We start from the raw sequence: 12,847 nt of genomic DNA, 5'->3' as shown, positions 1-12,847 counted from the left end.
TCCTTTTGATCAGTCGGCCTCTCCGCCGCGGCGGAAGGGGCCGTACTGGGTAAGGATTTCGATTTCCTCCTCCAGTGCAAGCGATTCGCGGCTGGTGAAATCGGCGACCGCCCGGCGAAAGCCCGGATCGGTGATCCAGTGCAGTGACCAGGTTTCCTGGGGCAGATAGCCCCGCGCAAGCTTGTGTTCGCCCTGGGCACCGGCCTCGACCCGTTGCAGCCCCTGCGCAATGGCATAATCGATGGCCTGATAGTAACAGAGCTCGAAATGCAGCGCCGGATACTCTGCGAGCGCCCCCCAATAGCGCCCGAACAGCGCGTCGCGCCCGATGAAATTCAGCGCGCCGGCCACTGCTGTCGCGCCATCGAAGGCAAGGACCAGCAACATATCGTCGCGCATCGTGTCGTGAAAGGCAGTAAAGGCGGCGCGGGTCAGATAGGGGCGGCCCCATTTGCGCGCGCCGGTGTCCTGGTAAAAGGCCCAGAAAGCGCTCCAGTGTTCGGGCAGGATCTGGTCGCCGCTGAGCGCAAGAATGCTGAGGCCATGGGCGCGCGCCGCCTCGCGTTCCTTGCGGATCATCTTGCGCTTGCGCGAGGACAGATCGGCAAGGAAGTCGTCAAATGTGGCGTAGCCTCGGTTAAACCAATGGAATTGCTGGCTCTTGCGGGGGATGAGGCCCTGGAATCCGGCCAGGGCCAGCGCCTCTTCAGGCGTGCAGAAGGTGACATGCAGCGAAGAAATCTGATTGCCGGCGGTGATCGAAATGGCGGCTTCGGCCAGCGCCTCGCGGTAAGGGTCGGGGCCGAGAAACCGGCGGCCGCTGACCGGGGTGAAGGGCACCGCCGCCTGGAGCTTGGGGTAATAGCGGCCGCCCGCGCGCTCATAGGCCTCGGCCCAGCCATGATCGAAGATATATTCCCCCTGGCTGTGGGTCTTGAGCCAGAGCGGCATAAGTGCAGCCGGGCGCCCGGCATCAGACAGGATCAAAGGTTTCGGCAGCCAGCCGGTCTTACCCCCGGTCGAACCCGAAGCCTCCAGCGCCATCAGAAAGCGATGCGTGGTGAAAGGGTCAATGGGGCGGCCATCAGCCTGTTCCGGCGCAGCAATCGCATCCCAGGTGGCAGCGGGAAGCTCGGTCAGGCTTTCGGCGAGGGTAATATCGGCCATCGCGATCCTGTTTGCGGCGCGGGGAGCAGGTGTCTGGTTTAAATGGGTCACCCAGGGGGCAGATCAAGCCGGAAGCGGCGCGGAATACCCTTCGAAGGTGATATTCTGCGCGATTTCACGGGCCTTTGCCTCGGCCACGGGTGACCGGATGGTCCAGCACAGGATCGCCGCGCCCTGGGCCGTCAGCTCTGCCACGCGCGGGCGCGACAGATCGTTGGCCTCATGGCTGATGAAGGACGCACCGGTGCGGGTGAAATCCGGGATCTCGCGCAGATGGTCGCAAATGGCAGGGTCCAGCGGCGCCCAGTCCTCAGCATCATAGGCCGAAGTGGTGATCCCCCGCGCGATCCCCGGCGCCAGCCGCGCCATATGGGCGATGGAATGCGGGTTGAAGGACATCACCGCCACATCGCCCTGGTAATCCGCCAGCAACCGCGCCGTCTCGGCCTCCAGCCGCCCGTCGGTGTCAGACATGGTCAGGGTCTGGTCCTTGATCTCGATCAGGAGCGGCACCTGTCCCGCGACAAGATCAAGCACTTCAGCAAAGGTCGGGATCCTGTCCTCGCTGTCTTTCAGCGTGATCCGGGACAGATCAGCCGCGTTGCGTGCATTCAGCGGCCCGGTCTCATGCGTCAGACGGTCGAGGTCCTCATCATGGAACACCATCGCCACGCCGTCCTGTGACAGTTGCAGGTCGATCTCGATCGCATAGCCGGCGCGGATGGCCGCCCTTATGGCGGCGGGAGAATTCTCGATGATCCCCCCGCTGCGGTCATGCAAGGCACGATGCGCGACCGGCAGGCAAAGCATTGACGGCGGCAGAGGGACCCGGGTCATGATCAGGCGATCTCGAAAATCGCGTCGATCTCGACCGCCACGCCAAGCGGCAGCGAGTTTGCAGAGACCGCAGCCCGGGCATGGCGCCCTTTGTCACCCAGCACATCAACCATGAAATCCGAGGCGCCGTTGATCACCTTTGGCTGATCGGTGAAATCGGCGGTGGAATTGACGAATCCGGTCAGTTTCACCAGCCGGATGATACGGCTCAGATCGCCAGCACAGGCCGCTTTGACCTGCGACAGGAGCGAAATCGCGCAGCGCCGCGCAGCAGCCGCACCCTGTTCGACCGAGAGGTCACTGCCCAGCTTGCCTTTGATCGGACCGTTTTCATCGGCGCTGATCTGGCCCGAAATATGGACGAGATTTCCGGTCCGGACGAAGCCCACGTAATTCGCGACCGGGGCAGGCGCGTCAGGAAGGGTGACGCCAAGCTCTTTCAGGCGGGCTTCAATGGACATGGGATTCTCCGCTGATCAATGTCGCGACCGAGCCTATCCGCAGGCCGCCCGGGCGACAAGCCGGGCGCGTCGGAAACGATTTCTTACAAGAAATCGTGCCGGAGCCTGTGCAGGCTCCGGTCCGGAGTTTTGTTAAAACTCCGGCTCAGCTCTCGCGGAATGCGCGATTGAAATAGTCCATAAAGGGTTTGACCAGATAGCCGATCGGGGTGCGGGGATCGGTCTGGATAAAAGCTTCGACCGGCATCCCGGGCATCAGCTGCAGATCTCCCAGTTTGTCGATTTCCCCGATATCAAGCACGATTTCGACCCGGTAGAAACTGGCATGGGTCGTCTGGTCGCTGAAAGCATCGGCCGATACCACCGTCACCTTGCCCAGCAGATGCGGCGTTGTGCGCGACGAGAAGGCCGAAAAGACCAGCTCCACCGGCTGGCCGAGATGGATCTGGTCGATATCAATGGGCGAGACCTGAGCCGCGATCACCAGCGGGCGATCCTGCGGCACGATATAGAGCAGGGGATCTGCCGCCCGGATCACCGCCCGCGGCGTGGTCACGCCAAGCCCCAGCACGATCCCGGAAACCGGCGTGCGGATATCGAGCCGCGCCACCTGTTCGCGCAGCGCACGCCTGCGTTCGGCCAGTTCCAGCTCCATCGGAGCGATCTCGCGCAGCCGGTCGGTCGCCTCTTCCCGGCGGCGGATATCGATACTGCCGATCACCACATTGATTTCGGTGATACGTTCCTCGGCCTGGGCGCGGGTCGAGATCAGATCCCCGGTCTGGCCCAGCAGCCGCGCCTCTTCGCGTTGCAGCGCCAGCACCGAAGCCATCTGGGTCAGTCCGCGATCCAGCAGGCTCTTCTGGCTGGTCAGCTCCTGGCGGATCAGGTCAAGCTGGATCCGGATCGCCTCGGATTGCGCGTCGATCCCGGTGATCCGCGCCTGGATCTGGCCGATCTGGCGCCCCAGCTGCTCTGCCTCTTTCGCCGAAGTCGCAAGGCGCGCCTCAAAGAGGCTGATCTGACCGTCGATCTGACCCTGTATCTCGGGGTGGCTCTTCGCCTCTTCCCGCAGCGACTCGGGGAAGTCCAGCACCGGGATATTGTCGCGCTCGGCTTCCAGCCGCACCCGCTGTGAGATCACCTCGGAAAGCTGGCCTTCAACGATCGCCAGTTCACTGTGCAAAAGCGTTCCGTCCAGCCGGATCAGTATATCGCCGGCCTCGACCCGCTTGCCCTCAGTGACCTCGATCGAGGCCACAACCCCGCCATCAGGATGCTGGATCACCTGACGGTTCTGCTCCACCTCGATCTGGCCCCCGGCGACGATGGCGCCCGAAAGGCTTGCCATAGCGCCCCAGAGGCCGAAACCGCCGATCAGGGCTATGAGGGCTGCGAAACCGATGATCAGCGGGCGGTGCATGGGCCATTGCCCCAGGCCGGGGCCGCTGTTGGGATCAGAGCGGCTCATTGCACACCTCCCTGACTGGCGGGGGTCTGGGCCCCCTGCGCAGGGCGGGCGATATCGCCGGCATTTTTCACCGCCTCACGCAGCACCTGGTCGCGCGGACCGAAATTCTGCACCATCCCGTCTTTCATCAGCATCAGCAGGTCACATTCCTGGATTGCCGCCGGACGGTGCGCCATGATGAACACCGCGCAGCCATCAGATTTCGCCTGCCGGATCGCCTGATTCAGCGCCAGTGAGCCGTCATTGTCGAGGTTGGAATTCGGCTCATCCAGCACCAGCATCACCGGATTGCCGTAAAAGGCCCGCGCGAGGCCGATGCGCTGGATCTGGCCGCCGGAGAGCTGGCCGCCCATGCTGGTCACCTGGGTGTCATAGCCTCTGGGCAGATGCAGGATCAGATCATGCACCGCCGCCTTCTTCGCTGCATCCACGATCTGCGCGGGATCGGCATTCTCATCGAGCCGCGAGATATTCTCGGCAATGGTGCCGTCAAACAGCGTCACCCGCTGCGGCAGATAGCCGATATAGCTTCCCAGCACATCGGGATCATACTGATCCAGGGTCGCCCCATCGAGCCTGACCGTCCCCGCCGCAGGCGGCCAGACACCGCAAAGTGCCCGCGCCAGCGAGGATTTCCCCGAGCCCGATAGGCCGATCACCCCGATGGCCTGACCGGGATCGACCCGGAAAGACACGCCCCGCAGAACCGGACGCGGATCACCAGGGGGCAGAACCGCAAGACCCGAAACCTCGATCCGCCCGGTCGGGCGCGGCAAGGCGGTGCGGTTCCCCTCGCGCGGCACTTCGGATAAAAGCTTGCCCAGACGGTCGCGCGCCGCCCGCGTTCTGGCCAGCATCGGCCATTGCCCGATGGTCTGCTCGATCGGCTGCAAAGCCCGCCCCAAAAGGATCGAGCCCGCAATCATCGCCCCCGGCGACAGCGCGTTTTCCAGCACGAGCCAGGCGCCAAGGCCAAGGATCGCCGATTGCAGGAACAGCCGCAGCGTCTTGGTCAGGACCGAATAGCCGCCCGAGCGATCCGCCAGCTCCATCCCCCGGATCAGCGCGCGGCTGCGCAGATGATACCAGCGGGTAAAGGCATTGCCGCTCATGCCCAGGGACCGCACCAGTTCGGATTCGGATTTCAGGTTCTCGGCCTGGCGGTCGGCGGCGAAACTGGCCAGCGTGGCCTGTTGGGTGATCGTATCGGTGGCGCGCTGATTGGCCCAGGCCAGCAAAAGCAACAGGATCGCCGCACCAACCGCAAACCAGCCCAGCACCGGATGGAAGATGAACAGGGCCGCGATGAAGATCGGGGTCCAGGGCAGATCCAGCAGCCCCTGGAGCAGCGGCGAGGCCCAGAAGCGCGCAATCGCCTCCAGATCCGACTGGGCGGCGCGGGCCTCGGTATCCATCGGCGCAACCGAGAGCCTGCGAAACGAGGCCGCCAGCACCCTCTTGTCCAGCGCCTCCTGGAACCGCGCCCCGATCCGGGCCAGAATGCGCGACCGCGCATGATCCAGAAGCCCCATCACCGCGAACAGGAACACCATCAGCACCGTGAGCGCGATCAGCGTCGGCTCGGATCTCGACAGCAGCACGCGGTCATAGATCTGCAGCATGTAAAGCGGTGAGGTCAGCATCAGGAGATTGGCGAAGACCGAGAAGAGAAATGCCGCCAGCAACGCCCCCTTTGAGAGGGACCGGACCGAGGAAAGCTCGCTCAGCCCGGATTGCGAAATGTCTTTGACCAATGCATTTCTCCGGATGTCACATAAATCGCTCAGTAAAGGACCTGATTTTGGCCGAAGCCTGCCGCCCCGGGGGCCGCTGCAGAAATGTCCGTTGTCTTGAGCATTGCCACACCGTAAGCCTCTCACGCAATATCTCTGCATCCTTCTCTTTGTTCAGTGTCTCGTGACGCCCTGAGATTCCGTTAATGACCGTGACCAGCCAGACCGAAATCCTCTCTCTCCGCCCTTTCCTGCTGGTCCTCGGGCTGAGCGCGCTTGCGGCCTGTGCCCAGACCCCGCGCGCGGATGGCATCTATGACCCGATCGAGCCGATGAATCGCGGCGTCCATGCAGTGAATAAAGGGCTGGACACGGCGATCGTTCGGCCGGTGTCGAAAGCCTATGGCACCGTGGTGCCGGGGCCGCTGCGCCAGGGGGTCTCGAATGTCGCCGATACGCTGGATCTGCCGGGCGTGGTGGTGAACCAGGTGCTTCAGGCCCGGATCGGCGAGGCGACGACAAATGCGCTGCGCTTTGCGGTGAACGCGACCGCCGGGATCGGCGGGCTGTTCGACGTGGCCTCGGTGCTGGGGATGCCGAAAACCGAAGCCGATTTCGGCCAGACGCTCGCCGTCTGGGGTGTCGGCGAAGGGCCCTATGTCGAATTGCCCATCGAAGGGCCGTCCACTGCACGCGATACGGTCGGGATCGTGGTCGATTTCGCGATGAACCCGCTGAACAATGTGTTTGACGGCAATGATGCCGATGCGACGCTCGCCATTGAAGGGCTTTCACGCCTAAATGATCGCTACCGCTATTCCGATACGGTGGATTCGATCCTATATGACAGCGCTGACAGCTATGCCCAGCTCCGGCTTCTGTATCTGCAGAACCGGCGCCATGAGATTGCGAAGGCAAAGGGCGCAGCGGATGGGGATGATGGCGATTTCATCGACCCCTATGAAGACGATTTCATTGATCCCTATGCGGATTGACGTTGCGAGGACTGACATGTCTGTTCATCTGGTTTCCGGCCTTTCGCGCCGCCACTTTCTCGGCACCGGGCTTGCGGCAGCGGCCGCGCTTGGGGCCATGCCCGCCCTCGCCTTCTCGGATGCCGAGGCCAAGGCCCTGATCGACAAGGCGGTCGCGGATATCAATGCGATCATCAACTCGGGCCGCTCCGAAGCCCAGATGTATCCGCAATTCGAGAAGCTCTTCGCAACCTATGCCGATGTGCCGCAGATCGCGCGTTCGGCACTTGGCCCGGCGGCGAAATCCGCCTCGAAGGCACAGTTGCAGGCATTCACCAAAGCCTATCAGGGCTATGTCAGCCGCAAATATGGCCGCCGCTTCCGCGAGTTCATCGGGGGCCGTATCGAAGTCACCGGCGCGCGTCCGGTGAAAAGCTATTACGAAGTGATCTCAACCGCATATCTGAAAGGCGAGAGCCCCTTCGAGGTGCGCTGGCAGGTCTCGAACAAAAGCGGGCGGGATCTTTTCTTCAACATTATCATCGAAGGCGTGAACATGCTCGCCTCGGAGCGCACCGAAATCGGCGCGATGCTCGACAAGCGCAGGGGCGATATTGATGCGCTGATCCAGGATCTGCAAAAGGCCTGAACCTGCGCCTCCGGACCGCCGGGGAAGCCTCCGGCGGGAGTATTTTGATCAAGAGGAAATGCCGGCTTCCTCTTGACCAAAATACTCCCCGCGGAGCGTTCAGGGGCTGCGGCGGTCACCACGCTGCGTTTGCGAGCTGAACATGCGAAAAGCCCGCCGGAACAACCGGCGGGCTTTGATTTTTGTCGGAGGCGGGGCCGCGCGGCCCCGCGCCCTGGCCGATCAGGAGTGATAGGCGCGCTCGCCATGCGAGGTGAGGTCGAGGCCTTCGCGCTCGGCTTCTTCCCTGACGCGCAGGCCGCCGGTCAGGGCTCCGACCACCTTGTAGAGGATGAACGAGATCACCCCGCAATAGACAATGGTGATGCCGACAGCCGAGATCTGGTAGAACAGTTGCTCGCCCATACCGCGTTCGCCGGCAAAGCCCTGGCCACCCAGCGAGGGCGCGCAGAAAATGCCCGCGCCAACCGCGCCGACGATGCCGCCGATCCCGTGGATGCCAAAGACGTCGAGGCTGTCATCATAGCCCAGCTTCACCTTCACGACGGCAACGAAGTAGTAGCAGGCCACCGAAGCAATTGCGCCAAGGAAGATGGCGCCGACCGGGCCGACCACGCCCGCCGCCGGGGTGATGGCGACAAGACCTGCGATCATGCCCGAGACACCGCCCAGCATTGAGGCTTTGCCACGCAAGAGCCCTTCGACGATGATCCAGCCCAGGATGCCGCCGGCGGTTGCGGTGAAGGTATTGATCATCACGAGGCCCGCCAGCGAACCTGCGCCCAGAGCCGAGCCGACATTGAAGCCGAACCAGCCAACGAAGAGGATCGAGGCGCCGACCATGGTCAGGGTCAGCGAATGCGGCGCCATGTTCTCTTTGCCGTAACCGATGCGCTTGCCGACGCAGATGGCGCCAACCAGAGCCGCGATCCCGGCATTGATATGCACAACCGTGCCGCCTGCAAAGTCAAACACTTCCCAGCCGAAGAAGAGGCCATTCGCATCCCATGCCATATGTGCGACCGGGTAATAGACCGTGGTGACCCAAAGCAGCGAGAAGAGAAGCGCCGCCGAGAATTTGATCCGCTCGGCGAAGGCGCCGATGATCAGCACCGGCGTGATCGAGGCGAAGGTCATCTGGAAGGCGATGAAGACATATTCCGGAATGGTGCCGGACAGGCTGTCGATCGTCACGCCCGAGAGGAACAGCTTACCGAAACCACCGAAATACGGGCCGGTCGCGCCGCCAAAAGCAAAGGAATAGCCGTAAACCACATAAGCGACCATCATCAGCGCGGCGATAGCGGTGGTCTGCATCAGCACGGAAAGCATGTTCTTGCTGCGCACCAGCCCGCCATAGAACAGCGCGATGCCCGGGAAGATCATGAAGAGCACGATGACGGTCGAAATCATCATCCAGGCGGTATCGCCGGTATCCAGCACCGGAGCGGCCGCGACCACGTCGACAGCTGCCTCCGTGGCGTCCTGCGCCAGGGCGGGCAGTCCGGCGAGAAGCGACATCGCCGCCGCGAGACCGGAATATTTGACAAGTTTGTTCATTTTGGCTGTTTTCCCCTATTCCCTCGGGTCGCTGTTCAGATCGCGTCGTCGCCGGTTTCGCCGGTGCGCACCCGCACGGCCTGTTCGACATCGAGCACAAAGATTTTGCCGTCACCGATCTTGTCGGTCTTCGCGGTCTTCGCGATGGTTTCGACCACCTGCTCGGCCAGCGCATCGGCCACGACGATTTCCAGCCGGACCTTCGGCACGAAATTCACCGCATATTCGGCGCCGCGATAGATTTCGGTATGACCGGACTGCAGGCCGAAGCCCTTGATTTCTGTCACCATCATTCCGCGCACGCCGATCGTGGTCAGCGCTTCGCGAACTTCGTCAAGCTTGAACGGTTTCAGTGCCGCAATGATGAGTTTCACATCTGTCCCCTTCCTGAGAGCGAGCCCGGGGCGAGCGGGCGTCTGGGCAAAAGAAGGCGGGGTTTTGCCGATGCAGCACAAGAAAACGGCGTGTTCTGAACCGGTGCTTTGCGGTGCAGTTGCAAAATTTTTGCACTAATCAGGGCATGTGATTATTTTTTCATCAGCGGATAGATTCGAATCGTTTCCTCCTGCCCTTCGCAAAGCCGGGCGAACCCGCTATTCTCTGCCGGATTCTGAAAGAACACGCTTCGAGGCGGGCAGCAGGCATATGGCGACGAGTGGCGGGGGCAAAAGCCCTCTGGTGGCAGACAGACGATATCCTCCCCGTTCTTCTGCGGGTGGCTCCGGCGGGTCCGGTGGCAATTCCGGCAGAGGCCAGGGCGGAAGCCCGGGGCGTGGCGGCAGCGGCGGGGGTGGTGGCGGCGGAGGCAGACCGCCACAAAAACCGGCACCGCGCAAACAGGCGCCAAAACAGCCCCGCAAAGCGGCCCGCGCCCGGCGCAAACATGGTTTCATCCTCGGGACCATCCTGTTCTTCTGGCGGATGATCTGGGGCGTGTTGTGGCGTGTCACCGCCGTCGGCGCATTGGTTGTCGGCGCGGTGGTCGCGTATTTCTACAGCCAGCTGCCGCCGCTTGAGGCGCTGCTGGACGGGCGGGCACGCGGCTCGGTCACCATGCTTGACCGTGACGGCAAGACATTTGCCTGGCGCGGTGAGACCTATGGCGGCCAGATCACCGCTGATACGGTCTCGCCGCATCTCCTCAATGCCATCGTCGCAACCGAGGACAAGCGCTTCTACTGGCACCTTGGCGTCTCGCCCCGCGGTATCGCCAGTGCGATCCGGATCAACCTTGCCGAAGGGCGCAGTGCGTTCCAGGGCAATGGCGGCTCGACCATCACGCAACAGGTGGCAAAACTCCTGTGTCTGGGCGTGCCCTTCAACCCGGCGGAATGGAAATCCGAGGCCGAATATGAGGCGGATTGCCGGGGTGGCGGCATCAAGCGCAAGGTCAAGGAAGTGCCCTATGCCATCGCGATGGAGCTGAAATACTCCAAGAAGGACATCCTCGGCATCTATATGAACCGCGCCTATCTGGGGGCCGGCGCGCGCGGGTTCGAAGCCGCCGCACAGCGCTATTTCGGCAAATCCGCAGCGACCGTGACACCGGCCGAGGCCGCGATGCTTGCGGGCCTGCTGCAGGCCCCTTCGGCACTGGCGCCCACTTCCAACCTCGAACGCTCGCAAAACCGCGCCAATGTGGTGATCGGGCTGATGCAGGAACAGGGTTACCTGACCAAAGCCGAGGCCGATGAGGCCCGTGCCCATCCCGCCACCCCGACCGAGGCCGCGCGGCAGCGCTCGGGCGGCTATTTCGCCGATTGGGTGATGGAGACCACGCCGGATTACCTCGCCCGTGACACGACCGAAGATGTGGTGATCGAGACGACGCTGGATCAGGATCTGCAGCGGAAATCCGAAGAGGCGCTGAAATATGTCTTTGACACTAAGGTGAAAGACGGCTCGACCGCCCAGGCCGCGATTGTGGTGATGAGCTCGGACGGTGCGGTGCGCGCGATGGTTGGCGGGCGCTCGATCCCGCGCGCCGGCGATTTCAACCGCGCGACCCAGGCGCTGCGGCAGACCGGGTCGGCGTTCAAACCCTTCGTCTATGCGGTGGCGCTCGATCTGGGCTACAGCCCGCTCGATTACGTCGATGACAGTCCCTATACGATCAATGTCCCCGGCTCCGGCCCCTATAGTCCCAAGAATTACGACAATAAATTCAAGGGAATGATCACACTGGTCCAGGCTCTGAAGGAAAGCCGCAATATCCCGGCGGTCAAAATCTCGGAAATGGTCGGGCGTGACCTCGTGAAGAATGTCGCGACCGAATTCGGCGTCGCCTCCAAAATGGCCGATGGCCCGGCGCTGGCGCTCGGTGCCTCGGAATCGACGCTGATCGAAATGACCGGCGCCTATGCCGGGATCCTGAACGGCGGCTCTTCGGTGACGCCTTATGGTCTGCGCGCGCTGAAGCTCCGGGGTGAAAATGACGAACTCTTCGGCAGCGGCGGTGGCATCGGCGAAAGGGTGATCTCGGAAACGGCCGCCCATGCGCTGATCTATATGATGACCGAGGTGATCAATTCCGGCACCGGTGCCCGCGCCCGCCTCCCAGGCCGCGAGGCCGCCGGCAAAACCGGTACCACCAATTCGGCGCGCGATGCCTGGTTCGTGGGCTTCACCTCGGATTACGTGGTTGGCGTCTGGCTCGGCTATGACGATAACCGCCCGCTGACCGGCGTGACCGGCGGCGGCCTGCCCGCAGATATCTGGCGTGAGGTGATGATCCGGATCAATGAAGGCGTCCCCCCGATGCCGCTTCCGAAAGAGATCCCGCCAAACACCGTCGCGGCGGGCGGCGCCTTCGACCCCTCCCCCGATATCGGCGGGGTCGACCGCCCGGTCCTGCCCGAGGAAGTGCCCTATTTCGACGGCTCCAACGCGCCCGTCTACCAGGGCGGCTCGAACCAGCAAGGCGCCCCCGCCTCGCAAAACCAGGACGATATCGACCGCGCCGTTCGTGACGCCATGGGAATGAACTGAGCCCCGGTCTTCCTCCTGACGGAAATACTCCACGGGGGTGTGGGGGTGTGAAACCCCCACCGCGGCCCCGGCCAAATGCAAAAGGGCGGGACAATGTCCCGCCCTTTCCAGATCTGTCAGACCGCTCAGAGAACCGAGGCAATCGCCTTCGCCAGCACCGGCACGGTCCCCTTGTTCAGCCCGGCGATATTGATCCGCGAATCGCCGACCATATAGACGCCGAATTCTTCGCGCAGCTTCACCACCTGCGCCTCGGACAGCCCGAGACGCGAGAACATGCCCCGATGATCCGCGACAAAATCAAACCGGTCGGAATTGGTGGCCTTGCGCAGCTCGGATGCCAGCTGCTCGCGCAGGCCCAGCATGTTCAGCCGCACTTCCTCCAGCTCGGCCTTCCAGTCGGCAGTCAGGGCCGCGTCTTCCAGGATCGTGGTCACGATCCGCGCGCCATGATCCGGCGGGAAGCTGAAATTCTGGCGGTTGAGGAAGTTCAGATTGCCCTGCACCACTGCTTTGCGATCCGCTGATGTCAGCGCGATCAGCACGCCGGTCCGCTCGCGGTAGATGCCGAAATTCTTCGAGCACGAGGCCGCGATCAGAACTTCATCAAACGCCGCCGCGACTTTGCGGGTGGCCTCGGCATCCGCATCCAGCCCGTCGCCAAAGCCCTGATAGGCCAGATCGACCAGCGGCAGCGCCTTGCGGTTCTTCAGAACCGCTATCACCTCATCCCACTCAGCCTGCGACAGGTTCGCCCCGGTCGGGTTATGGCAGCAGCCATGCAGCAGCACGACATCGCCCTCTGCCACCTGGCCCAGATCCTCGATCAGACCGGCGAAATCCAGCCCCGAGGTCTTCACGTCGAAATAGCGGTATTCCGCCATCGGCAGGCCAAGGAATTTCACCATAGACGGATGGTTCGGCCAGGTCGGTGCCGAAAGCCAGACCTTCGCCCCGGGCCGCGCAAGCTTGACCAGCTCGAACGCCTGACGCAGCGCGCCGGTGCC

Annotated in this window: 11 protein-coding genes; 3 read left to right on the top strand and 8 right to left on the bottom strand. The window is 62.9% G+C overall.

Annotated elements, in window-relative coordinates:
* Nucleotides 1–9 precede the first annotated feature (9 nt).
* The 5 genes from JC607_RS18025 to JC607_RS18005 form a co-directional block, all read right to left on the bottom strand.
* Nucleotides 10–1,167: a GNAT family N-acetyltransferase gene (locus JC607_RS18025; RefSeq protein ID WP_198838281.1), complete on the bottom strand. Its 1,158-nt coding sequence runs from the start codon at nucleotides 1,165–1,167 to the stop codon at nucleotides 10–12.
* A gap of 63 nt (nucleotides 1,168–1,230) precedes the next feature.
* The gene (locus tag JC607_RS18020; protein WP_198838280.1) at nucleotides 1,231–2,004 is read right to left on the bottom strand and encodes a glycerophosphodiester phosphodiesterase family protein; all 774 of its coding nucleotides are present in this window, start codon (nucleotides 2,002–2,004) and stop codon (nucleotides 1,231–1,233) included.
* 2 nt (nucleotides 2,005–2,006) lie between these two features.
* Nucleotides 2,007–2,465, bottom strand: a complete 459-nt coding sequence (locus tag JC607_RS18015; RefSeq protein ID WP_198838279.1) for a RidA family protein — start codon at nucleotides 2,463–2,465, stop codon at nucleotides 2,007–2,009.
* Between the two features lie 145 nt (nucleotides 2,466–2,610).
* Nucleotides 2,611–3,936: an HlyD family type I secretion periplasmic adaptor subunit gene (locus tag JC607_RS18010; RefSeq protein ID WP_233092989.1), complete on the bottom strand. Its 1,326-nt coding sequence runs from the start codon at nucleotides 3,934–3,936 to the stop codon at nucleotides 2,611–2,613.
* Complete coding sequence (locus tag JC607_RS18005) at nucleotides 3,933–5,690, bottom strand: type I secretion system permease/ATPase (protein ID WP_198838278.1); 1,758 nt, start codon at nucleotides 5,688–5,690, stop codon at nucleotides 3,933–3,935. The genes JC607_RS18010 and JC607_RS18005 overlap by 4 nt, the downstream gene beginning before the upstream one ends.
* Nucleotides 5,691–5,875: 185 nt before the next feature.
* Between JC607_RS18005 and JC607_RS18000 the strand changes: the two genes are divergently transcribed.
* Together JC607_RS18000 and JC607_RS17995 are read left to right on the top strand one after the other, a co-directional pair.
* Nucleotides 5,876–6,664, top strand: a complete 789-nt coding sequence (locus tag JC607_RS18000) for a VacJ family lipoprotein (protein ID WP_198838277.1) — start codon at nucleotides 5,876–5,878, stop codon at nucleotides 6,662–6,664.
* A gap of 16 nt (nucleotides 6,665–6,680) precedes the next feature.
* Nucleotides 6,681–7,292: a phospholipid-binding protein MlaC gene (locus JC607_RS17995; protein WP_198838276.1), complete on the top strand. Its 612-nt coding sequence runs from the start codon at nucleotides 6,681–6,683 to the stop codon at nucleotides 7,290–7,292.
* Between the two features lie 222 nt (nucleotides 7,293–7,514).
* Here the strand turns inward: JC607_RS17995 and JC607_RS17990 are convergent, their stop codons facing one another.
* Together JC607_RS17990 and JC607_RS17985 are read right to left on the bottom strand one after the other, a co-directional pair.
* Nucleotides 7,515–8,852, bottom strand: a complete 1,338-nt coding sequence (locus tag JC607_RS17990; RefSeq protein ID WP_198838275.1) for an ammonium transporter — start codon at nucleotides 8,850–8,852, stop codon at nucleotides 7,515–7,517.
* Between the two features lie 35 nt (nucleotides 8,853–8,887).
* Nucleotides 8,888–9,226 carry a P-II family nitrogen regulator gene (locus tag JC607_RS17985; RefSeq protein WP_112310129.1) on the bottom strand — a complete coding sequence of 113 codons (339 nt, stop codon included), beginning with the start codon at nucleotides 9,224–9,226 and terminating at the stop codon, nucleotides 8,888–8,890.
* A 271-nt stretch (nucleotides 9,227–9,497) separates the two neighbouring features.
* Here JC607_RS17985 and JC607_RS17980 point away from each other — a divergent pair, with 271 nt between their 5' ends.
* Nucleotides 9,498–11,840: a transglycosylase domain-containing protein gene (locus JC607_RS17980; protein ID WP_198838274.1), complete on the top strand. Its 2,343-nt coding sequence runs from the start codon at nucleotides 9,498–9,500 to the stop codon at nucleotides 11,838–11,840.
* 125 nt (nucleotides 11,841–11,965) lie between these two features.
* Here the strand turns inward: JC607_RS17980 and JC607_RS17975 are convergent.
* A partial coding sequence (locus tag JC607_RS17975; protein ID WP_198838273.1) for an aromatic amino acid transaminase occupies nucleotides 11,966–12,847 on the bottom strand: 882 nt, incomplete at its 5' end.

Source organism: Paracoccus sp. IB05, assembly GCF_016405985.1.
Taxonomy (GTDB): domain Bacteria; phylum Pseudomonadota; class Alphaproteobacteria; order Rhodobacterales; family Rhodobacteraceae; genus Pseudogemmobacter.
The sequence above is the reverse complement of the archived record's forward strand: the minus strand, read 5'-3'. Positions and strand labels throughout refer to the sequence as shown.

What these genes read in the sequence shown, in the direction of transcription:
- JC607_RS18025 (WP_198838281.1), bottom strand. Translation starts at nt 1,167, where the DNA reads ATGGCCGATATTACCCTCGCCGAAAGCCTGACCGAGCTTCCCGCTGCC.
- JC607_RS18020 (WP_198838280.1), bottom strand. Translation starts at nt 2,004, where the DNA reads ATGACCCGGGTCCCTCTGCCGCCGTCAATGCTTTGCCTGCCGGTCGCG.
- JC607_RS18015 (WP_198838279.1), bottom strand. Translation starts at nt 2,465, where the DNA reads ATGTCCATTGAAGCCCGCCTGAAAGAGCTTGGCGTCACCCTTCCTGAC.
- JC607_RS18010 (WP_233092989.1), bottom strand. Translation starts at nt 3,936, where the DNA reads ATGAGCCGCTCTGATCCCAACAGCGGCCCCGGCCTGGGGCAATGGCCC.
- JC607_RS18000 (WP_198838277.1), top strand. Translation starts at nt 5,876, where the DNA reads ATGACCGTGACCAGCCAGACCGAAATCCTCTCTCTCCGCCCTTTCCTG.
- JC607_RS17995 (WP_198838276.1), top strand. Translation starts at nt 6,681, where the DNA reads ATGTCTGTTCATCTGGTTTCCGGCCTTTCGCGCCGCCACTTTCTCGGC.
- JC607_RS17990 (WP_198838275.1), bottom strand. Translation starts at nt 8,852, where the DNA reads ATGAACAAACTTGTCAAATATTCCGGTCTCGCGGCGGCGATGTCGCTT.
- JC607_RS17980 (WP_198838274.1), top strand. Translation starts at nt 9,498, where the DNA reads ATGGCGACGAGTGGCGGGGGCAAAAGCCCTCTGGTGGCAGACAGACGA.